General features: G+C 72.1%; 15 protein-coding genes and 1 tRNA gene. 5 read left to right on the forward strand and 11 right to left on the reverse strand.

What is annotated here, in order from left to right; genetic code table 11:
* Nucleotides 1-31: 31 nt before the first annotated feature.
* From FZN60_RS15625 to FZN60_RS15640, 4 genes are all read right to left on the reverse strand, one after another.
* Complete coding sequence (locus tag FZN60_RS15625) at nucleotides 32-1021, reverse strand: PQQ-dependent catabolism-associated beta-propeller protein (RefSeq protein ID WP_158874423.1); 990 nt, start codon at nucleotides 1019-1021, stop codon at nucleotides 32-34.
* A gap of 152 nt (nucleotides 1022-1173) precedes the next feature.
* The gene (locus tag FZN60_RS15630) at nucleotides 1174-1839 is read right to left on the reverse strand and encodes a response regulator transcription factor (protein WP_158874424.1); all 666 of its coding nucleotides are present in this window, start codon (nucleotides 1837-1839) and stop codon (nucleotides 1174-1176) included.
* Nucleotides 1836-3197: a HAMP domain-containing sensor histidine kinase gene (locus FZN60_RS15635; protein ID WP_158874425.1), complete on the reverse strand. Its 1362-nt coding sequence runs from the start codon at nucleotides 3195-3197 to the stop codon at nucleotides 1836-1838. Before FZN60_RS15635 ends, FZN60_RS15630 begins: the two co-directional genes overlap by 4 nt.
* Before the next feature lie 98 nt (nucleotides 3198-3295).
* Entirely contained in the window at nucleotides 3296-4582 is a 1287-nt protein-coding gene (locus tag FZN60_RS15640; RefSeq protein WP_246726847.1) for an ABC transporter substrate-binding protein, read from the reverse strand.
* A 201-nt stretch (nucleotides 4583-4783) separates the two neighbouring features.
* Here FZN60_RS15640 and FZN60_RS15645 point away from each other — a divergent pair, with 201 nt between their 5' ends.
* From FZN60_RS15645 to FZN60_RS15655, 3 genes are all read left to right on the forward strand, one after another.
* A complete protein-coding gene (locus FZN60_RS15645) occupies nucleotides 4784-5851 on the forward strand; it encodes a (5-formylfuran-3-yl)methyl phosphate synthase (RefSeq protein ID WP_158874455.1) in 1068 nt (355 codons plus the stop codon).
* A 115-nt stretch (nucleotides 5852-5966) separates the two neighbouring features.
* Entirely contained in the window at nucleotides 5967-6605 is a 639-nt protein-coding gene (locus FZN60_RS15650) for an amino acid kinase family protein (RefSeq protein WP_158874426.1), read from the forward strand.
* Nucleotides 6606-6651: 46 nt separating this feature from the next.
* Nucleotides 6652-8088 (forward strand): DUF6513 domain-containing protein, encoded by a 1437-nt coding sequence (locus tag FZN60_RS15655; protein WP_158874427.1) that lies wholly within the window; start codon nucleotides 6652-6654, stop codon nucleotides 8086-8088.
* A 3-nt stretch (nucleotides 8089-8091) separates the two neighbouring features.
* On the opposite strand, the gene FZN60_RS15660 is transcribed toward FZN60_RS15655, so the two are convergent.
* Complete coding sequence (locus tag FZN60_RS15660) at nucleotides 8092-9918, reverse strand: AsmA family protein (RefSeq protein WP_158874428.1); 1827 nt, start codon at nucleotides 9916-9918, stop codon at nucleotides 8092-8094.
* A 144-nt stretch (nucleotides 9919-10062) separates the two neighbouring features.
* A complete protein-coding gene (locus FZN60_RS15665) occupies nucleotides 10063-13614 on the reverse strand; it encodes an ATP-binding protein (RefSeq protein WP_158874429.1) in 3552 nt (1183 codons plus the stop codon).
* A 293-nt stretch (nucleotides 13615-13907) separates the two neighbouring features.
* Here FZN60_RS15665 and FZN60_RS15670 point away from each other — a divergent pair, with 293 nt between their 5' ends.
* Together FZN60_RS15670 and FZN60_RS15675 are read left to right on the forward strand one after the other, a co-directional pair.
* On the forward strand, nucleotides 13908-14378 hold the full coding sequence (locus tag FZN60_RS15670) for a phasin (protein ID WP_158874430.1): 471 nt from the start codon (nucleotides 13908-13910) through the stop codon (nucleotides 14376-14378).
* A gap of 136 nt (nucleotides 14379-14514) precedes the next feature.
* Nucleotides 14515-14591: transfer RNA gene (locus FZN60_RS15675), tRNA-His, on the forward strand.
* Between the two features lie 387 nt (nucleotides 14592-14978).
* Here the strand turns inward: FZN60_RS15675 and FZN60_RS15680 are convergent.
* The 5 genes from FZN60_RS15680 to FZN60_RS15700 all read right to left on the reverse strand — a co-directional run bounded on the left by FZN60_RS15680 (nucleotide 14979) and on the right by FZN60_RS15700 (nucleotide 20407).
* Complete coding sequence (locus FZN60_RS15680; RefSeq protein WP_158874431.1) at nucleotides 14979-15659, reverse strand: HAD hydrolase-like protein; 681 nt, start codon at nucleotides 15657-15659, stop codon at nucleotides 14979-14981.
* Between the two features lie 150 nt (nucleotides 15660-15809).
* Complete coding sequence (locus FZN60_RS15685) at nucleotides 15810-16979, reverse strand: DUF3095 domain-containing protein (protein ID WP_158874432.1); 1170 nt, start codon at nucleotides 16977-16979, stop codon at nucleotides 15810-15812.
* Nucleotides 16980-17122: 143 nt separating this feature from the next.
* Entirely contained in the window at nucleotides 17123-18325 is a 1203-nt protein-coding gene (locus FZN60_RS15690; protein ID WP_158874433.1) for a M24 family metallopeptidase, read from the reverse strand.
* A 146-nt stretch (nucleotides 18326-18471) separates the two neighbouring features.
* Nucleotides 18472-19821 (reverse strand): MATE family efflux transporter, encoded by a 1350-nt coding sequence (locus FZN60_RS15695; RefSeq protein ID WP_158874434.1) that lies wholly within the window; start codon nucleotides 19819-19821, stop codon nucleotides 18472-18474.
* 4 nt (nucleotides 19822-19825) lie between these two features.
* Nucleotides 19826-20407, reverse strand: a complete 582-nt coding sequence (locus FZN60_RS15700) for a peroxidase-related enzyme (protein WP_158874435.1) — start codon at nucleotides 20405-20407, stop codon at nucleotides 19826-19828.
* Nucleotides 20408-20409 lie beyond the last annotated feature (2 nt).

A 20409-nucleotide genomic window follows, 5' to 3' on the forward strand; every position in this document is an offset into this window, starting at 1 on the left:
GGCTCTCCCGGGCCGGCCGCGTCCGGGGTCGTCAGTTGGTCGTCGCCGGTACGTCGGCGACCGCGACGCCCCAGGGCTGCTGGCCGACCTGCACCGACTGCGTGACCTCGTCGTTCTCCACGTCGATCACCGAGATGTCGTTGGAGATGCCGTTGGTGGTGAAGAGGTGCTTGCCGTCCGGCGAGAAGGCGAGCTGCCAGACGCGCTGGCCGACGAGGAGGTAGTCGAGCACCTCGTAGGTCTTGCCGTCGACGACGGCGACGCGGTTGGCGGGGCCGAGCGCGACATAGGCCTTCGAGCCGTCATCGGTGATGCGCACGCCCACCGGCTGGATCGATTCGGACCGCAGGCCGGGCACCTCGAAACTGACGGTGTGCTTGATCGCCTTCGAAGCCGCGTCGATCACGGCGACTGTGCCGCCGATCTCGGCCGAGACCCAGACCTCCGAGCCGTCGGCCTTGTACTGGGCGAAGCGCGGGCGCGAATCGACGAGGACGTTGGCGACGATCTGCTGGCTGTCGCGGTCGATGAAGTGGGCCATGTTCGTCGTTTCCGACGTGTTCACGATGGTTTGCCCGTCCGGAGAGATGCCCATGCCCTCCGGCTCGACGCCGACCGGGATCTCGACCACGCGCGCGCCGGTGGTCAGGTCGATCACGGTGACGAGGTTGTCGTCCTCGTTGGCGGCGTAGAGGCGCGTGCCGTCCGGCGAGACGACGAGGAGCTCGGGATCGGGGCCAGAGGGGAGGGTGCCGAGGAACTTGTAGTCGGCGGTGGAATAGACCTGGATCGTGTCGTCGTCGCTGGCGCAGACGAAGAGCTTCGCGCCGTCCGGGCTCACCGCGATGCCGCGCGGGCGCTGGCCGACGGCGAAGGTGTCGATTACCTGAAAGCTCGTGCCGTCGAGAACGGTGATGTCGTTGCCGCGCTCGTTGGATACGAAGATCTTGTAGGCGTGGGCGGGTCCGGCCGCCGACAGGCCAAGCGCGGCGACGAGCGCACCGAGCGTCCAGTTCCTCATTCGTCCTCCCCGCGCGGCGCGTGTCCGCCGCGTCCTTCGCCTCGTCCGGGCGTCGCTCCTCCTCGAGCGATGCCGGAGCCGGTCCGATCTCCCGTCGGGGCCGGCGGGCCGATAGGAAGGCTAGCTTGGCTTATCCGCGGCGCGCCATGGGATTAGTTCCCGTCCTCGGCGCCCGTCGTGCCCTCCACCCCGCCGAGAAGCCGCCCGCCGCGGGTCTCCAGGGCAAAGCGCACGAGGTCGGCGGTGCGCTCCAGGCCGAGCTTCTCCTTCATGCGGGTCGAGGTGTTGGCCACCGTCTTGTAGGCGACGCCGAGCCCGTCAGCGATGTCGGAGAGGCTGCGCCCTTCCCCCAGCATGTGGAGGATCTGCAGCTCGCGCCGCGACAGCTCGCCGGCCGTGGCGGGCGCGGCGTCGGGATGGGCGGCGATCAGCGCCGCCGTTTCCGCGTCGACGTAAGGCTCGCCCGCCAGCGCCTTCTCGATCGCCGTCAGGAGCTCGTCGGAGGGCGCGCTCTTCGACACGTAGCCGAGCGCCCCGCCGCGCCGGGCGGAGGTGGCGTAGACGACGTCGGAATACATGGAGAAGACGACGATGCGCGCCTTCGGATCGTCGGCGCGCAGCCGCTTCAGGACTTCGAGCCCGCTGCCGTTCTTGAGGTTGATGTCGAGGACGGTGACGTCGGGTCTCAGGCTCCGGAAGGCGGCGAGGGCCGTCGACGGACTGTCCGCCTCGCCGATCTCGGCGGGGCCGAGCGCCTCGACGAGGCGGCGCACGCCGTCGCGCACCACGGTGTGATCGTCGACGACGAGGAGCCTCACGCGGCGCGCTCCTCGGGTTCGACCGCGTCGGGGCGCCGGGACAGGGGCAGGACGCCCTCGACCCGCAGGCCGGCGGGCAGCGGCACCTGCGACACGGACAGCGTGCCGCCCGCCGCTTCGACGCGCTCGCGCATGCCGATGAGCCCGAAGCCGCCGGCAATTCCCGTTTCCGGCAGGCCGCCGCCGTCGTCGACGACGCAGAAGCGCAGCCCGCCCTCGTCGCGGCTGATCCGCGCGGTGACGCGGGTCGGCCGGCCATGGCGCACGGCGTTGTTCACCGCCTCGCGCACGGCTTTCGCGACGAGGCGCTCCACGGCCTCGCCCCATTCCCCGTCCTCGGCCTCCAGGCGGAAGTCGATCTCGGGATGGCGGCGGGCATAGCCGTCGATCGTTTCGCGCAGCGTTCCGGCAAGGCCGAGGCCGGGCAGGAGACCCGGCCGGAGCTGGCCGAGGATGCGGCGCACCGCGAGCTTGGCGCCGGCGGCCGAGCGGCGGATCGCGCCCGCGCGCGCGGCGAGAGCGGCGCGGTCGGCGCCGTCGCCGGCACGGGCGAGGCGCTCGATGCCGCCGGCATCGACGTCGATCGCGAAGAGCGCCGGCCCGATCTCGTCGTGGAGGTCGCGGGCGAGCTCGGCCCGCTCCTCCTCGGCGAGGCGCGCGACCTGATCGGCGAGGCGCCGGTTGGCTGCGCCCATCTCATCGAGGCGGTCGGCCATGTCGTTGAACCCGCGGGCGAGGGCGGCCATCTCCTGCGGCCCGCGGACCGGCACCCGCGCCGCCGCCTCGCCCCGGCCGATCGCCGCGACCCCGGCGCGCACGGCGTCGAGCGGGCGCAGCGCGCGGCCGATGACGGCGAGAAGAAGCAGGGTGGCGAGCGCCAGGAACAGCGCGAGGACGAGGAGATTGACGCGCAGGCCCGACCAGATCTCCCCGAGTTCGGCGGCCGGGTCGATGACGATCGCGGCGGCCGCGACCGGCAGGGCGGCCGCCGACAGGGGCGTGACGATCGTGCGCGGCCGCGCGCCGAACAGGGCGCCGAACCAGGCAGGGGCGGCCTGGCGCGCCGGATCGGGCGTCGAGGCGGCGCGCACCTGGCCGTTCGGGTCGACCAGCAGCATCTGGACGTGGCGGTCGCCGTTGAAGGAGCGCGCGAAGCCGGCGAGCTCGCCCTGGACGTCGTGCGCGGCGGGTAGGGCGGCGATGAGCCCGGCGACGCGGTTCGTGGCCACCGTTCGGGCGGCGGCGAGCTCCGCCTGCAGCCGCCGTTCCGCATCCAGCCCGAGAAGCGCCCCGCCCAGAACGAGGATCGCCGCGAAGGCGGCGGCGAGCGAGGCGGCGAGGCGGAGACGCAGGGACACGGGGGCACGGCCTTCGGAGCGGATCGTCATCACCTTAGTGCCTGACCATGGTCCATAACAGGCTCCAGGCCGCACGCCCGCGGATTCTCGGACCGCGCCTAGCCGGGGAAGGAGCAGGTGCTTTCCGGCTGGTCGATCCCCAGCGTGTCCAGCTCCGACACCTGGTGGAGGAAGCCCTCCTGGGGCGAGGCCGACACGACGGCGGCCTGCGTGCCCAGAAGGATCGGCTGGCGCATCTGCCAGTTCCAGGGCCGGAAGGTCAGGCGCTGGCCGCGAAAGGCGGCGAGGGTGAAGTCCGGCCCCTTCACGAAGGCGTCGATGGTCGCGGGGTCGACCGACTGGGTGCGCGAGGCGGCCTCGCCGACGACGCGCACCGCCGCCCAGGCGTTCATGTCCTTGGGCAGCATGCGCCGGCCGGCGGTCTCCTCGAAGCGGTTCTGGATCTGGGCGCCGCCCCACTGCTCGCTCGCCGGGTGCCACGAGCCGGCCGTCAGTCCGGCCGTGCCCGCGACGAGGCGCGGGACCCAGTTGTTGTAGGGGATATAGGTCCCGAAGACCTCGCTCTCGTCGGCGACGAGCACGACGTCGTGCTCCGGCAGGTCCTGCAGGAAGACCGGGATCTGGCGCTGGACCTGGGCTTGGCCGGAGTCGGTGGCGCGCGCGCCCCCGGCATCGGCGAAGACCTTCTCGGCGACGATCGTGCCGCCGAACTTTTCAGCCGACTTCTTCATCGCCTCGGCGAACAGCCTGTCGTTCTCGTGCTCGCCGGAGATCAGCGCCCAGTTGCGCCATTGCTTCCACATCAGGAACTGCGCGATGGCGTCGGTGAGCATCGAGCGCGAGGGCGCGGTGTGGAGGAGGTTGGCGCGGCAGTCGGCCTCGCGAAGCCGGTCGTCGGGCGCACCGGCATTGAGGACGAGCGCGCCGGCAGGTGCGGCGAGGTCGGCCACGGCGAGCGTGTCGGCGGCCGACAGATCGGTGACGATGTAGTGGACGCCGGCCTCGATCATGGCTCGCGCCGGTGCAGACACGTCGTCGCCGGGCTTCAAGGTCACGGTTTCCAGCTGGAAGCGCTGGTTCATGAAGGCGCCGGTCGTGTTGTTGTCGGCGATCGCCACCTCGGCGCCCGCGAGGCCGATGGACTCGGGCGGAATGTCGAGGGCCGACAGCGCGAGCCGCCGCTCGTAGGAGCGCAGGAAGCCGATGCGGATCAACTGCGCGGCCGGCGCGCCCGGCGCCGGGGCGGCCGCTTGGGGGCCCGGAGCGGCGGGAGCGGCCGGCGCCGCGCCGGTCTGCGCGAGCGCGCCGCCGGCGAGAAGAGCGAGCGCCGCGCCGGCCAGCCAGCCGGCTCGGCCGCGCGAAGACGCGGTCGCGGATCGTGTCACGCCTGGTTCCTCCCCGAGCCCCCGCGCGGCGAATGCGCGGAGCGCATATTGCGCGCCCGCGGACCGGCCGCGCGCGCTTCTCCCGGCAAAGACGATAAGGCAGCCTTTGCTCGCGACGAACCGGACTTTTTCCCGTTTTCGCTCGGGGGTTCCCCGCGCTAGACAGGATGCCCAGCCGATTTGCCACCCGGAGCCGACGCCGTGCCCAGCCCCCAGCTTCTCGCGAGCGTCACGGGACCTCTCGAAGCCGCGACCGTGATTCGGGGCGGCGCCGACATCGTCGACCTCAAGAACCCCGCCGACGGAGCGCTCGGCGCCGTCGAGCCCGACACGCTGCTGCAGACGATCCTCGCCGTCATGGGGCGCCGGCAGATCTCGGCCGTGGCGGGCAACGTGCCGCTGGAGGATGTCGAGGCCCTGGTCTCGGCCGTCGCAGCGCGGGCGAGCGCCGACTTCGTCAAGGTCGGGCTGTTTCCGGCGCGCCGCGAGGCGAGCCTGGCGGCGATCGAGGCGCTCGGGCGGCTCGCCAACAAGCCGGACCTCGTTGCCGTCTTCTTCGCCGACGCCGATCCCGACCTGTCGCTCCTGCCGGCGCTTGCGGGTGCCGGCTTCCGAGGCGCCATGCTGGACACGATGACCAAGGGCGCCGGCCGCCTCCTGGACCACCGGCCGGTCCACGCGCTCGGCGCTTTCGTGGCCGAGTGCCGCGCCCTCGGCCTCCTGTCGGGTCTCGCCGGCTCGCTGGAACCGCCGGACGTGCCGCGCCTCGCGGTGCTCGGGCCGGACTTCCTCGGCTTTCGCGGCGCGCTGACGGGGGGCGGGCGCGCCGACGAGGTGGACGAGCGCGCCGTTCGACGCATCCGCCGCCTGATCGACGCGACGACGGGCGCGGCGCCCGCCGCCGCGAACGAGACGGGAGAGCACGACCTCATCCGCGTCACCGACTTCACGCTGCCGCTCGCGATCGGCGCCTACGCGCACGAGCGCGGCCGCGAGCAGCGCGTGCGCTTCGACGTCGAAGCCGCGATCGACCGGATCCGGTCGGACGCGGAAGGGGTCGAGGACGTTTATTCCTACGACCTCATCCTCGATGCGATCCGGGGGCTCGCCGCGCGCGGCCACACCGATCTCGTCGAGCGGCTGGCCCTCGACCTCGCGGACGCGGTGCTCGCCGACCGACGGGTCCACGCCGTTCGCGTGCGCGTCGAGAAGCTCGATCTCGGGCCGGACGCGGTCGGCATCGAGATCCGTCGCCGGCGCACATCCTGAGCCGCGACTGGATGCAACCCGCCGGCCCGCCCGCTGGTTGTCCGCGACGGAATGTGACAAGACGGTGACGGCGGCAGCGCCTCGGGAGGAGGCGCCCGGCCGCTCGGGAGGCAAGATGAAGGACATTCTCGTCGTGAAGATCGGCGGCAGCTCGGCCGCCTCGCCGGACCTGTCGCGGTGGATCGCGGCGGTCGAAGCCTCCTCGCGCCCGACGGTGATCGTGCCGGGCGGCGGCCCGTTCGCCAACGCCGTGCGGCGCCATCAGGCGACGATCGGCTACGACGACGCGGCGGCGCACGAGATGGCGATCCTCGCCATGGCGCAGTTCGCCTGCGCGCTGGAAAGCCTCGGGCGGCGCCTGGAGCGGGCCGCGGACGAGGCCGCGATCGAGGCCGTTCTGGAGCGCGGCCGCATCGCGGTCTGGACCGCGCGCGGCGCCGTTCTCGACGATCCGAGCATCGAGAAGAGCTGGTCGGTGACCTCGGACACCCTCGCCGCCTGGCTCGCGCAGCGCCTGGGGGCGCGCGACCTCCTCCTCGTCAAGCGCATCGGCGTGTCCGGCTCCACCGCGATCGATGCGCTCGTCGGCGCCGACATCGTGGATCCTTCCTTCCCGCGCCACCTGGGGAGCGAGACCCGCGCCCACATCGCGGGGCCGGGCGACCTCGCCTCCGCGCCGCTGCTGCTGTCGGAGGGCGGCATGCCGGGCCGACCCGTCGAGCGCCGACGCGAAGCGATGGTCGCCGCCGAATAGACCGGCGCTTCCGCGCGCCCGCGCGGCGCGCTATGCCGGTCGGCGCATGACCGAGACCCCCAACGCTCCCGAGCGCCTCCTTTTTCTCACCGGCCACCTCGCGCGGCCGCGGCTGGAGCGCGTTCTGGCGAGCCTCGGCGACGCCGCCCTGTCCTGGTCGATCGCCGATATCGGCGTGAAGGTAGCCGCGCTCGCGACGGGCGAGATCATCGAGCGGCGCCTCAAGGGACCGTTGGACGCCACCCGCGTGATCCTGCCCGGCCGCTGCCGCGCCGACCTCGACCGCCTGTCCGCCGTGTTCGGGGTGCCCTTCGAGCGGGGGCCGGACGAGCTCGCCGACCTGCCGGCCTGGCTCGGCCGCGCCGGCGGGCCGCCGGACCTGTCGCGCCACGACATGTGCATCTTCGCCGAGATCGTCGACGCCTCGGCGCTGAGCGTCGAGGCGATCCTCGGCAAGGCGTTGGCGATGCGCGGCGAGGGCGCCGACGTGATCGACCTCGGCTGCCTGCCGGACACGCCGTTCCCGCACCTCGAAGACGCGATCGCCGCGCTGAAGGAGGCGGGGCTAAGCGTCTCCGTCGATTCCGCCAGCCGCGAGGAGCTGGCCCGCGCGACGCGCGCCGGCGCCGACTTCCTGCTCAGCCTCACCGAGGACACGCTCGACATCGCGGGCGAAGGAGGCGCGGTGCCGGTGCTGGTGCCCGCGCGGCCGCACGACATGGCCTCGCTGGAACGGGCGATGGCGGAGGCGGAGCGACGCGGGATCGCGGCGATCGCCGACCCGATCCTCGATCCCATCCATTTCGGCTTCGCCGCCTCGCTCGCGCGCTACCACGCCCTGCGCGAGCGGCACCCGGAGGCCGAGATCATGATGGGCACGGGCAACCTCACCGAGCTCACCGATGCCGACACGTCGGGCGTCACCGCCATGCTGCTCGGGGTCTGCTCGGAGCTTTCGATCCGCAACCTCCTCGTCGTCCACGTCAGCCCGCACACGCGGCGCACCATCGCCGAGCACGACGTGGCCCGGCGCCTGATGTACGCCGCGCGCGCCGACGGGGCCCTGCCGCGCGGCTATGGCCCCGGGCTCCTGCAGGTCCACGACGTCAGGCCCTTCTCCACGACGCCGGAGGAGATCGCCGAGCAGGCGCGGGCCGTGCGCGACCGCAACTACCGCATCGAAACGGCCGAGGACGGGGTCCACCTCTACAATCGCGAGATCCACGCGGTGGAGCGCGACGCCTTCGCCTTCTTTCCCCGCATCGAGGTCGAGGGCGACCCGGCGCACGCCTTTTATCTCGGCGCCGAGCTGCAGAAGGCCGAGATCGCCTGGCGGCTCGCCAAGCGCTACGCGCAGGACGAGCCGATCGACTGGGGCGTCGCCGCCCCGGCGCCGGCCGAGGCGAACCGCATGCGGCTGAAGGAGGCCGGGCACACGCTGAAGGGCCGCGGCAGCGGCGCTGCGGACCGCGAGCCGGAGTGAGCGTCAGGGCGCGGGAGCGCTCGCCGCGAGTTGGCGCAAGGCGACCTGCGGCGCGGGCCAGGCGCCGGTGATCTCGACGCGGCGCGGGCCGTCCGGCGCCCAGATGCCGGCCGCGCTCCCCTCAACCGGCGCGGCAGGCTCGAAGCGGCCGCGGAGCCCGAGATCGCCCGTTTCCGCCATCGTTCCGCGCAGCTCCAGCCGGCCGCCGGGCGCGTCGAGCACCATGTCCTTGAGAATCGCGCGCGGGCCGGACAGGACGAGGTCCGCCGAGAGCGTGGAATAAGGAAGCGCTGCGAGCCCGGGCGCGAGCAGCGGCGCCGCCGCGGCATCGGCGGCCGGCAGCGCGGCGAGATCGAGCGTGCCGTTGCGCCCGTTCAGCCGCGCTTCCACGCGAGACCGGGAGGCGAGGTCCGCCCAGCTCGACAAGGGCGCGTCGAGCGTGCCGTCGAGCGCCGCCTTGCCGGCGAAGCTCGGCGAGGGGATGTCCAGCGCCTGGCCGAGGGCGGCGAGATCCGCCTCGCGCAGGCCGAAGCTCCCGGTGATGCGGGGAACGGCGCGCGTCGAGTCGAGAACGAGCCGCGCCCGCGCCCGGCCGCCCAGCAGCGCCGCGTCGCCGAGGTCGAGCGTCGCGACGCCCCGCTCGAGATGCAGCGTCGCGGCGATGTCGGACACCGGCGCGGGGCCGAAGTCCGCGTCCTGCGCGGATACGCGCAGGTCGAGGTCGGCGAGGCCGAGAAAGCCGACCGCGATCGGCCGGTCGAGGCCGGCGGGGCCGGCGGGAAGCGGCGCCAGCGCGCCGACGAGCGTCCTCAGGTCGAGGTCGGCGAAGGCGAGCGAGCCGTCGAGCCGCGGCCGACCGGGCGCGCGGGCCGGACCGTCGCGCACGAGAACGAGGGCGCCGTGCCCGCGGCTGCCGGCCAAGTGCAGCTTCGCGTCGGGCAGGCTGGCGCTCGCCGCGTCGAGGCGCAGCGAGGCGTCGAGGGAAACGGGGCCGACCTCGGGCAAGGGCGGTCCGGCATGGCCGAGCCAGGCCGCGACGCGCTTCAGCGAGGGCGCCGACAGGCTCATCGCGCCCTCGAAGCGCAGGTCGGGTCCCGCCTGCGTCCGGCCGGTCAGGGAAGCGGCCAGAGCCGCCGATTCCAGCCGGCCTTCCAGGATCACGGCGCCGTCATGGGCGCGCTCGATCGAGGCTTCGAGGCTCGTGCGCTCGCCGTTCCAAAGGAAGCTTCCCTCGATGTCGGCGGCGGTGGAGAAGCGGTCGCCGGACAAGGTGAGGTCGGCCTGCGCGATGCCGCCCCGTCCGGCCGGCAGCGAGCCGTTGAGGATCTCGATCTCGCCGACGTCGTCGAGCACGGTCAGCGCCGCCGCGGCGGCCTCGAGCCCGTCCAGCGGCCGGTCGAAAAGTGCAGGTCCCACCCCGGCGGGCGGGTCGAAGCGCGGCGTGTCGAGGCGCAGGTGCTTGATCGCGGCGGAGCCGAACAGCGCCTTCAACGGATCGAGCTCGGCGACGAGCCGGCGCACCGCGATCGTGCCGCCGTCGCCCGGCTCCAGCCAGACCTCGTCGGCGACCAGGCGCGTCTTGGGCAGGAGCGACAGGCTGACCGGCCCTTCGATCCGGACCGCTCCGCGCACGCCTTGCGAGAGCGCCGCCACGAGATCGCGCTTGGCGGCCTCGACGCCGAGGCCGAGGCGCATGCCGACGAGACCGAGCGCGCCGGCGAGCACCACCAGGGCGAGCCCGAGCGCCGCCCAGCGCCGAACGGCGCGGCGCGGCGCCGGCATCCCTGCGCGTGCCGGAGCGGGAAGGGGCGGCAGGCCCGGTGAAGTCATCGGCAAGCGGCTCGGATTGGGCGGGAAGGGGCGTTTTCCAGCGGGGGAAGCGGCGCCGTGACGCCCTTTGCCGCCTCCTCGTGGCGCGAGCAAGGCGGCGCGACGGGCGCCGCGATGATTATCGGCGGTGGGCGGACATTGAAACTACTCAGCCGCGACGCGTTCGGCGGGAAAGGCGATCTCCACCACCGTGCCCTCGCCGGGCGTCGACGCGATCGAGAAGCGCGCGCCGTTCGCTTCGGCGATAGCCTTCGACAGCGGCAGGCCGAGGCCGGAGCCTTCCGAGCCTGCCCGGCGCTCCCCGGGCCGCTCGGCCGGTCGCACCTGGCCGAAGGGCGAGAGCGCCACCTCGATCTCCTCGCGGGACATGCCGATGCCGGTGTCGCGCACGCGCAGGATCACCTCGCCGCTGACCGAATGGCTGGTCGAGACGACGATCTGGCCGCCGGCCGGGGTGAAGCGGACGGCGTTGGCGAGGAGGTTCAGCGCGATCTGGCGGATCGAGCGCCCGTCCGCCGTCACCGCCGGAACGGAGCGCGGCAGGTTGGTGCGCACGATGACGCGGGCGCGCTGCGCCTCGGTCTGCATCAGGCCGACCGTTTCGGCGACGAGGTCGTTGATCTCGATCGCGCGCATGTCGAGCTCGAGCTTGCCCGCCTCGATCTTGGAGATGTCGAGGAGGTCGTTGACGAGGTCGAGGAGGTGGTGGCCGGAGCGCTTGATGTCGGCGAGATATTCCAGGTAGCGCTCGCTGCCGATCGGGCCGAAGGCTTCGGCCGCCATGACGTCGGCAAAGCCGATGATGGCGTTGAGCGGCGTTCTCAGCTCGTGGCTGACATTGGCGAGGAAGCGGCTCTTCTGGATGTTGGCGGCCTCGGCCCGGCGCTGGGCGACGAGGAGGTCGCGCTCGATCCGGTCGCGCTCGCCGTCCTGGTGCATGACGGCGCACCAGCCGCGCGTCCCCGACAAGCGGCCGAGTCGGACCATCAGCGGCTGGAAGCCGCCCTTGGCCGTGCGCCCGACGACCTCGCGCGCCTCCACGAAGCCGGTCGCCGGCGCCTGGACCGACCACAGGCCCGACAGCGTGCCGATCAGCGGCTTCTGGCTTTCCAGCGCGAAGAGCGAGGAGAAGGGGCGGCCCGCCGCGTCGCCCGGCGCGATGCCGAACAGGGCGTGCGCCGCCTCGTCCATGGCCTCGATGCGGTTGGCGGTGTCGAAGACGACGAGGCCGTCCACCGTCGAATCGAGGATGGCGAGGCGGTGGGCCGCGTCGAGGACGCTCGCCTCGGCCGTGCTCGTGCCGGCCTCGGGCGCGGCCATCGTGCCGTCGGGGCTGAAGGACATCACGAGGCAGGAGCGCCCGCGCACGCTCGCCCGCTGCATGTGGACGCGCATCGCCGAGAGCGATCCGTCGGCGCGGCGAATGGCGAGCGCGCCGGGCGCGGCGCCCTTGGCGGGCTCGGCGAAGAGGTGGGCGAGGCCGCCGGCCTCGCTCAGCGCCGAAACGCTCTCGTAGCCCGTCATCTCCAGGAATTCGGCATTGGCCGCGACGAGGGTCTCGCGCATCTGGACGAGGATCGGCAGCGGCAGGGCCGAGAAGACCGGCTCGAGGTCGCCGAGGTCGAGCGCGAGCGTTTCCTCGTCGCCCGCCGCCTCGTCGTCGGCCGCGGTGGTGCGCAGGCGCTCGCTCGCCTCGACGACGGCCTGCGACAGGCGCTCGGCGTCCGGCGATTCGGCGAGCGTCGTGCCGATGGCGCGAAAGGCGTCCACCTCGTCGGGCGTGAGAACGCCCTCGGTGCGGCCGGTCCGGCGCCGCTCTTCGAGCCGGATCACCTTGTCGGGCGCCGCGGCCTCGTTGACGGGAAGCGGAGCCGGCGTCGGCTCGGGCGCCGGATGACCGCCGCCGGTCCGCCGGCCGAACACGGAGGAGGCCATCAGCGCGGCGCGCAGATCGTCGTGGCCGCCCTCGCGCCGGGGCGTCGGGAACAGCGGAGCCTCGTTCTCGTTCTCGGGCGTCGCCTGCGGCGCGGCTGCGTCTTCCGGCTCCTCGTCGAGCACGTGGTGGCCGCCGATGATGAGGCCGATCGCTTCGGGATCCTCCACCCACTCGCCGGGGCGCAGGATGCCGAAGCCGCGGAAGCCGTCGAAGGCGCGGTCGCGGCCGTGGGTCGGCAGCGCCGCGAGATCCACGGGAACCTTGCGGTCGCTGTTCTCCACGGGCCATTCGATCGAGCGGCCGGACCAGGTTTCGCGCCGGGCGAGAAGCCGTCCGAGTTCGCCGTCGGCGTCGAAGCCGTAGCTGTCCGCGATCTCGGCGAAGGGGCGCCCGATCACTGCGGCGGAGCGGGGCCCGACGGTGGCCGCGAACTCCGGCGACAGGGCGCGGAAGCGCCCCTCGGCGTCGATCTGCCAGGAAAAGCGCACCGGCCCGACGTCGAAGCGCGGGCGGAAGTCGGACAGGCCGGGTGGGTCCAGCGTCGTCTCGTCCGGCACCTTTGCTGCCTCGGTCATGCTCGTCTCGTCTTGGATGTCGGGCTGGTCGACGGGCGGCACGGCCTGGGGCTCGATCGATGCGTCGAAATCGTCGGTTTCGTCGGCAGGCGGAAGCGGAACCTCGGTCGGCGGAACGATCTCCGAAGCCGCTTCGACGGGCGGCTCCGCCTCCGCTTCGACCGCTGCTTCCGGCGCGGTGGCGGGCGCCGCGCCCCAGTTGGAATGAAGGCGGGTCCGAAGCGGCGCGGGCGCGGGCGGCGAGGCGACCGGCTCCGCCGCCTCCGGCCCCGCCAGGCTTTCGGGCTCGATCGCGGCGGGGCCGGCGCCTTGCGGCGAGAGAGCGGGCATCGTCTTGCCCTCCGCTTCCGGCACGGTCCCGGCGCCGGCGGGTTCCGGAGCGGTCGCGCGGGGCGGGGCCGCGGCCCAGGCGGACAGAAGGCCGGCCAAGGGCGCCGGCAGCCAGCTTCGGCCGAACGGCGCGCGCCGATTAGGGACGAAGCCGGCCGGACGCGGCGGGGCATGGTTGGACGGCGCCGCCGTTCGGCCGGTCGCGATGGAGGGCTCGTCCTTCGCCGGCTCGACGCGAAGGGCGACGAAGCCGTGGGCGAGCCGCGCGGCCGCGAGGCGCGCGCCCTCCGGATCGAGCAGCGCGCGATCCGCGCCGCCCTCCCGGAACTCGGTGATCGCGCGGCGCAGGTCGCCGATCCATTCCAGCGGAAAGCCCGGGTCGACGGCCGCGAGGCTGCCGTCGGCGTTGAGGATGGCGAGGCGGCCGTTCTCGTTGCCGCCGCCCGCTTCCCGCAGGAGCCGGACGGCCGGGTCGATCGTGGAGGCCGACGGGTCGCCCGGCAGTGCCAGGAGCACGAAGGCGTCCTCGCCCCTGTCCCCGACGACGAGGAGATCCGCCGCGTCGAGCGGCGACGACAGGCCGCGTCCCGGCAGGCGCAGCACGAGTCGCGCCTGGCCCGAATCGGACAGCGCCCGCGCGGCCGAGCCGAGCTGGCGGGGCACCGGCAGCGCGGCGGCCCGCCGCGCGTCGGTGAGCGGCCCGGTGCCGAGGCCCAGGAGGCGCGCGCCCGCCGCGTTGGCCCAGACGAAACGCGACAGGTCCCGCATAAGGGCTGCGAGCGGCGCGTCGGCGCGGCTGCGCACGGCCTCGCTCGACAGGATGCGGAGGATGTCTGGGGCGCTCTGGCGGGTCATGGGCGGCGGCTGGTCATGCGTGCGGTTCCGGCGGTCCGTCCATAAGCGGATCTGGCGGGCCCGCGCGAAAACGACGAGAGGACCCTTAACGGATCTTTAATAAAGGCGAGGCCGGTCCAAATCCAGAACGAGCGACGGTATCGATGGTCGGAAGGGTTAATGCGGCCTCGGTCCACAGCGTTCATGTTGCAGTGCACAAAAGATGTTGCTATGTAAATGTGCAAGATGGTTCGCTGCGGCACATCGTCCGGATGGAGCCGGGCCATCGCGAGCCCATTAGGAGGAAGACGAGCATGTCCGACCAGAGCAGCAACGATCCCTTCGGCATGGGCGGGATGCCGAACGCGCAGGCGATGATGGGCATGGACCCGGCCAAGCTGACCGAAGCCTTCCGCTCCATGAGCGAGAAGTCGGTCGAGCAGTCGCGCCAGGCCTATCAGCGCATGAAGTCGGCGGCCGACGAGGCGACCAAGACCCTCGAGACCACGATGGAGAGCGCCCATCAAGGTTCGCTGAACCTTTCGAAGAAGGCGGTCGACGCGATGCGCCGCAATGCCGAGCTCGGCTTCTCGCACATCGAGAGCCTGATGTCGGCCAAGTCGGTCGCCGAGATCATCGAGCTTCAGAGCTCCTACGTGCGCAAGCAGGTCGAGCTGGCCACCGATCAAGTCAAGGAGATGCAGTCGCTGACGCAGAGCATCGCCAAGGACATGATGAAGCCGGGCCGCGACGCCTTCGCCGCCGCGACCAACCAGAAGATCTGACGATCCCGGGCGCCCGCCGAACGGCCGGGCGCCCACTTCTTCGGCCGACCGCGTTTTTCGCGTCCCTTGCCATGCGGCCGAAAAGAATCTATGTCCCCTCCCGAAGAGCGGGCGCCCCGTGCGCGCCGCTTCTCGCGCGGTTGTAGCTCAGCTGGTTAGAGCGTCGGATTGTGGCTCCGAAGGTCGGCGGTTCGAACCCGCCCAACCGTACCACTTCTCTTTATTTCTTCCCGTTGATCGAACTCGAGATGGACGTTCGAGCATCATCACGATGCTAGGGCCGGCCATGTGAGGATGCAGCGCAGGACCTTCGGGCCGCGATAGATAGCGACGTTCATCGGATCGTCAGGTTGTGGCCGTCTCCCGTTCTTCGGCGAGTTCATCCGCGACGCACCGATGATCTCGGAGAGTCATCCTCGTTGAGCAGGCAGGGCGAGCGAACGGCAGGGGCAGCGCCATGCTTCGAGCTGTCGGCTCGGCTGTGTTCGTGCATCAGCGTCACCCCATCTCGTCGGCGCGGTCCGGCTCCCTATGGTCACGATCCATTCGGCGTGCACGCCGATGTCGGCCCGGCATCGGCGCGGCTCAGGGGGCTTGAGGTCAGCCGGGCGAGCGCCCGAGCGTTCGGGCGACGGTATCGAGGGTGAGCTCGCGCGTGTCCGTGATCAGGCGCTCGGCGCCGGCCGCGGTCAGCTCGTCCGCCGTCCCGTAGCCCCAGAGGACGCCGATGGCGCGGATGGCGTTGGCATGGGCGCCGGCGACGTCGAAGCGGCGGTCGCCGACCATGACGGCATCGCTGGGATCGAGCGCGAGGTCGCGCACGATGCCCGCGATCATCGCGTCCTTGTGGGCCGAGGCGGCGCCGAGGCTGGAGCCGTAGACGGCCGAGAACAGCGGCGAGAAGCCTAGCCGGTCGAGGATGCGGACCGCGAAGTCGCGGCGTTTGGAGGTCGCGAGAACGAGCCGGGCGCCGCCGGTGTGAAGCGTGCCGAGCGCCTGCTCGATGCCGGGATAGGGCGCGCAGTCGAGGATGCCGCGCCGGCCGTAATCCTCGCGATAGGCGGCGACCGCTTCCTCGACGCGATGCTCGCCCTGGCCTTCCAGGAGATAGGCCATGACGTCCGTGATCGGCGGGCCGATCAGGCGAGCGATTTCGGTGCGCTCGGGCATGGCGAGGCCGAGGGACTCGATCGCCGCGCGGCAGCTCGACACGATGCCGGGCTCGGAATCGATGATCGTGCCGTCGAGGTCGAGGAGGATGGTGGGCGGAGGCAGGGTCATGGGCGGCTCGCTTTCGGATCGGACTCTGGCGATGCCATGCCCGCGCCGCCGTGAACAGCCGCCCCGCCCGCATCGTCGTCGCGCGGGACGATGGCCTTCAGGGCCGGGCTCGATGCCGCGCTCGACGACGCTCGGCCGGTCGGATGGGCTTCAAGCAGACTTGAGCATGCGGGCAGCGACGGCGTAGCCGCCTTGCGCGCCGTCGACGAAGTGGACGTGATTGCTTCTCGTGGCCGAGGGAACGAAGCAGGTCATCAGGGCGGACGTCTGCCTGCAAAGGCCGAAGCGGGCGGTGCCTGCCGTCCGGGCGCGGACCAGCAGCGCTTCCAGGCGGTCGGCGAGCTCGGGCGTGCAGTCGAGCGTCATGCGCAGGCCGTCCTCGAACTTGCGGAAGTCGGTGTTCTCGACGAGCTCGCGCCGGTAGCGCTTGGGATCGAACGATCCGAGCGGAAGACCCGTGCGGAACAGAAGGTGGCTGAGAAGCGACCGGACGAGAACCGCCGCGCGCATCCTCGAAAGGGAGGCGCCGGTCTTGCGCAGAGCCCTCGCTTCCAGGTCGAAGCCGCTCGGCGGCCAGTGCACCTGCGGCCCGTCCTCGGGAATCGGACGCCCGGCGTCCGTGCCCCCTTCAGCCAATCGAAGCACATCCTCGATCAGCCAGTCGAAGCCCTCGCGGTCCCCTTCCGCCGTCGGCAGGACGATGACGGACAGGATGACCCCGCGCTCGGTGCCGATCTCGGCGAACCGGCAGGACAGGCCCGTCAGGTCGGGCCGCGTGCCCGGCGGCGCCGGCTCGATCCGGAACGCGCCGGCCTTCATGGCCCGCTCGGCATAGGCGAGGCCGCCTCCGGTGAACATGGCGTAGGCGACGTCCGGCGAGGGAGCGAACCGAGCCACGCGCACGTCGAAGCCGTGCGCGCGAACGAGATCCACCGGAACGAGCGCGACCCGCATGTCGAGCTGCAGATCGTCCCGTGCCCAGGCCGAAACGGCGCGAAGCGCCTCCCGGCCGATCTCGGCGTGCGCCGGGGGCAGGGCGAAGTTGGCGCCGTCGCCTCCGAAGGCGAAGGGGAAGTCGCTGTTGTGCAGGAGGTTCGAGACGGCCGCGATCGCGGCGGCCGCGGCGGTGTTGACGGCCTTGTAGTGCCCGTCCTCGATGGCCTGCGTCGATCGCACGATGTCGGCGAGACCGAGCACCCAGCCGTTCGGCAGCGGCGTATAGGCCGCATCGTCGACCAGGCGCGCGAAGCTGTCGAAGGTCGGCAGATCCGCATAGAAGTCGATGATGCGTTCGTCGCCGGCCTCCGCGTCTTCGGGCATCCGCAGCGCTCCGCCTGAAAGCCTTTCCTAGATCGTCCGGCTCCGACCTGTCGAGGGGCACCTACTGCCGCCCGGCGAGACGACCGCGGCGGCGGGCGGGGGCGTCCCCGCCGCCCGTCCTGCCGGAACGCCGACGTGGGGACTCAGACGACGAAGAGGTCCTGCGGAACGTTTGTCAGCCGCTCGCAGCCGGTCGGCGTGACGAGCACGGTCTCGGAAATCACCACGACGTGGCGGCCGGGCACGAAGATGCCGGGCACGAGGTGAAAGACCATGCCCGCTTCGAAGCGCCGGGTCTCGCCGTCCATGATCGACAGGATGCCGCCTTCACCCCAGTCGGGCGCGTAGTTGACGCCGACGGAATAGCCGCTGCGATGGCCGATTGCGTGCCCGCCGCGGGCGAAGGTGTCGACGTTGATCGCGTGAACCGCGCCGATCTCGACGCCCGGACGGATCGCCTCGATCATCCGGCCAAGCGAGGCGATGCAGAGCGCCGAAAGGTCGCGCATCTCGGCCGGCGGCGGGCCGACCGTGCCGGTTCGGAACAGCGGGGCGACGTAGCGGCGGACGACGCCGGGGATCTCGAAGGCGAGGGCGTCGCCGGCCTGGAGCGTCCGACCCGCCCAGGTCGCGTGGCCGAGGCTGGTGCGCGGCCCGCTGACGATGAAGGGCGGCAGGCCGGGAAACTCGCCGCCGCCGCGAACGAGGCTCGACCAGACCGCCGCCGCGATCTCGTTCTCGCTCGTTCCCGCGCGCGCCGCGCCGATGGCCGCCTGCATGGCCGCGGTCGTGATCTCCGCCGCGCGGCGGATATGCGCGATCTCCTCCTGCGACTTCACGAGCCGCAGCGGCTCGACAAGGTGGGCCGGCACGGCGTCGAGGCCGGCCGCGGCGAGGCGGGCCTCGATGGCTTGGAAGCGACGCGGCGTGACGAAGAAGCTCTCGTCCTCCAGGCCGATCCGCATGCCGCGCGAAGCCGCCTGGCCGACGGCAAAGGCGACCGCGTCGACGGGATCGTCGTGGTCGGCGTAGACGACGGCGCGGCGCGACCAGGACGCGGCGAGCGTGTTGCTGGCGTCGATCGAGCGCAGAACGTTCAGCGGTAGCGCATCATGCGTGACGATCGTGGCCTGCAGGTACTGATAAGCCGGCGTATCGTGGCCGGTGAGATAGAAGATGTTCTCAGGCGAGAAGGACACGAAGACGTCGAGGCCGCGCTCGCGCATCGCGGCGCGAAGGGCGGCCTGGCGCCGCTCGTATTCGGCGGGAGCGAAGGAGAGGGGAGCGAGAAGCTCGCCTCGGCCCTCCTCAATCGCGAAGGGCGCCGTGCGCCTCGAACCGTCCATGCATTCCGCTCCCGTCGATCCGGCGTCCGGCTTCGCCCGGACCCGTCATCCACCATTTCCGGCCCGACGCGCCTTGTCGAGCGCGCCGATCCGCCTGCGATCGCCCGGCGCACCGAACGCGGCGCGCCGAGCCGACGTCGTGCGGCTCAAAGCACAGGCTGGCCGCCGAAGGTTCGAGGAACGAGGCGCGCCATCCAGATCCGGAACACGATGCTGCGCACGCCCTGAAAGACCAGCAGCGAGAACCAGAGGCCGTGATTGCCGAACAATGGCTCGGCGACGCTCCAGGTGGCGAGGTAGACCGCGAGCGACAGGAGCATCATGTTGCGCATCTCGCGCGACCAGGTCGCGCCGATGAAGATGCCGTCCATCTGAAACGCGACGACGCCGGACAGGGGCAGGAGTACGACCCAGACGAGGTACTGCGAGGCGGCATCCTGCACGGCCTGCGTCGGTGCCATGAACGCGATCACCCCTGGTCCGGTGACGAGAATCGCGGCGGACAGAAGCAGGGCGAGGAGGACGCCCCAAAGCGTCGTCAACCGCACCGTGGCCTCGAAGGCCGGGCGATGCCTTGCCCCGACCGACCGGCCGGCGAGCTGCTCGGCGGCCGCCGCGATGCCGTCCAGGAAGGCCACGGCGACGAAGTAGTAGCGCAGGAGGATCGTGTTGGCGGCGAGGACGTCGGTGCCGAAGCCGCCGCTCTCGCGCGTGAAGAAGGACAGCCCGACGAGGAGCGCGAGCGAGCGCACCAGCATGTCGGCGTTGACCGCGAAGAGGCGCTTCACGCGCGCGGGATCGATAAGGGCGGACAGGTGCCAGTGCCGCGCGCTGGTGCGGGCGAGAAGCAGCGCCGCGCCGGCCGCGGCCGTCAGCCCCTCGGCGAGGAGGCTGGAAAGCGCCGCGCCCTCGACGCCCCATTCGAGATGCAGGACAAAGAGAAGGCTGAGGGCGATGTTGAAGCCGTTCAGCAGCGTCTGCATGGCGAGCGCGAGGCCCGCATCGCCGCGGCCGAGGAGCCAGCCGAAGACGACGTAGTTGACGAGCACGAAGGGCGCCGACCAGACGCGGACGGCGAAATAGGCGCTCGCCGCCTCGGCCACGGGGCCGTTCGCCGACAGGGCGGCGAGGCCGAGCGCCAGAACCGGCCCCTGCAGGAGAAGCAGCGACAGGCCGATGCCGAGGGCGATGGCGAGGCCGCCGAGCAGCATCGACTGCTCCTCGGCGCGGTCGCCCGCACCCACGGCCTGGGCCGTGAAGCCGGTGGTCGCCCCGCGCAGGAAGTTGCAGGACACGAAGACGACGTCGAAGATAACGGCGGCGAGCGCGACGCCGCCGAGCAGAGCGGCGTCCCCCAGGCGGCCGACGACGCCCGCCGCCACGAAGCCGACGAGCGGCGAGGACAGGTGGGTCAGGATCATCGGCAGGGCGATGCGCAGCACCGCGCGGTGATCCACGGTGAAGGGACGCGGCGCGCTCGCACCGGACGCGCTCATCGCGTTACGGGGTCTTGGCGAAGGGCTCGCCCAGCGTGTGCATCAGCCGGTTGGCCCAGCCGAAGATCGACACGGCGTGGACGAGGTCGAGGATCTCGAGGTCGGAGAGGCCGACCGAACGCAGCCGGTCCCGATCCGCGGCGCCGACGGTATCCGGCGCGCGGGTGAGCTTGACCGACACGTCGAGAATCGCCTGGTCGCGCTCGTCGAGGCGCGCCTGCGCGCCGTTGCGATAGATCGCCTCCACCACCTCCGGGCGCTTGTCGAGCTGGATGAAGCGCGTGGCGTGGACATAGGCGCAGTAGACGCAGCGGTTCATGACGGAGGCGGCGAGACTGCCGAGCTCGCGCTCGGCCCGCGACAGGCCGCCGGGGGCGTACATGATGTCGTTGAAGAGGGGCGTGCGCTCGGCCAGCATCTCGGGATCGAGCGCGAGGGTCAAGGCATAGGCCGAGATGCCCTTGTTGGAGGGCGTGGTCTTCAAGGCGTCGAGCTGCTCGGGGCTCGCCTCGCCGAGAACCACCGGCTCGACATAGGGGCGCCAGTCGACCGGAGACAGGGTGAAGTCGTGGACGACCTCGCTCATCG

The sequence above is a fragment of the Antarcticirhabdus aurantiaca genome (assembly GCF_009765365.1).
In the GTDB taxonomy this organism is placed as follows: domain Bacteria; phylum Pseudomonadota; class Alphaproteobacteria; order Rhizobiales; family Rhizobiaceae; genus Antarcticirhabdus; species Antarcticirhabdus aurantiaca.

Bases quoted from the DNA above. Each gene is read 5' to 3' on its own strand.
- FZN60_RS15700 (WP_158874435.1), bottom strand. From the start codon at position 20,407: ATGAGCGAGGTCGTCCACGACTTCACCCTGTCTCCGGTCGACTGGCGC.
- FZN60_RS15680 (WP_158874431.1), bottom strand. From the start codon at position 15,659: ATGACCCTGCCTCCGCCCACCATCCTCCTCGACCTCGACGGCACGATC.
- FZN60_RS15655 (WP_158874427.1), top strand. From the start codon at position 6,652: ATGACCGAGACCCCCAACGCTCCCGAGCGCCTCCTTTTTCTCACCGGC.
- FZN60_RS15660 (WP_158874428.1), bottom strand. From the start codon at position 9,918: ATGACTTCACCGGGCCTGCCGCCCCTTCCCGCTCCGGCACGCGCAGGG.
- FZN60_RS15665 (WP_158874429.1), bottom strand. From the start codon at position 13,614: ATGACCCGCCAGAGCGCCCCAGACATCCTCCGCATCCTGTCGAGCGAG.
- FZN60_RS15685 (WP_158874432.1), bottom strand. From the start codon at position 16,979: ATGCCCGAAGACGCGGAGGCCGGCGACGAACGCATCATCGACTTCTAT.
- FZN60_RS15690 (WP_158874433.1), bottom strand. From the start codon at position 18,325: ATGGACGGTTCGAGGCGCACGGCGCCCTTCGCGATTGAGGAGGGCCGA.
- FZN60_RS15695 (WP_158874434.1), bottom strand. From the start codon at position 19,821: ATGAGCGCGTCCGGTGCGAGCGCGCCGCGTCCCTTCACCGTGGATCAC.
- FZN60_RS15625 (WP_158874423.1), bottom strand. From the start codon at position 1,021: ATGAGGAACTGGACGCTCGGTGCGCTCGTCGCCGCGCTTGGCCTGTCG.
- FZN60_RS15650 (WP_158874426.1), top strand. From the start codon at position 5,967: ATGAAGGACATTCTCGTCGTGAAGATCGGCGGCAGCTCGGCCGCCTCG.
- FZN60_RS15670 (WP_158874430.1), top strand. From the start codon at position 13,908: ATGTCCGACCAGAGCAGCAACGATCCCTTCGGCATGGGCGGGATGCCG.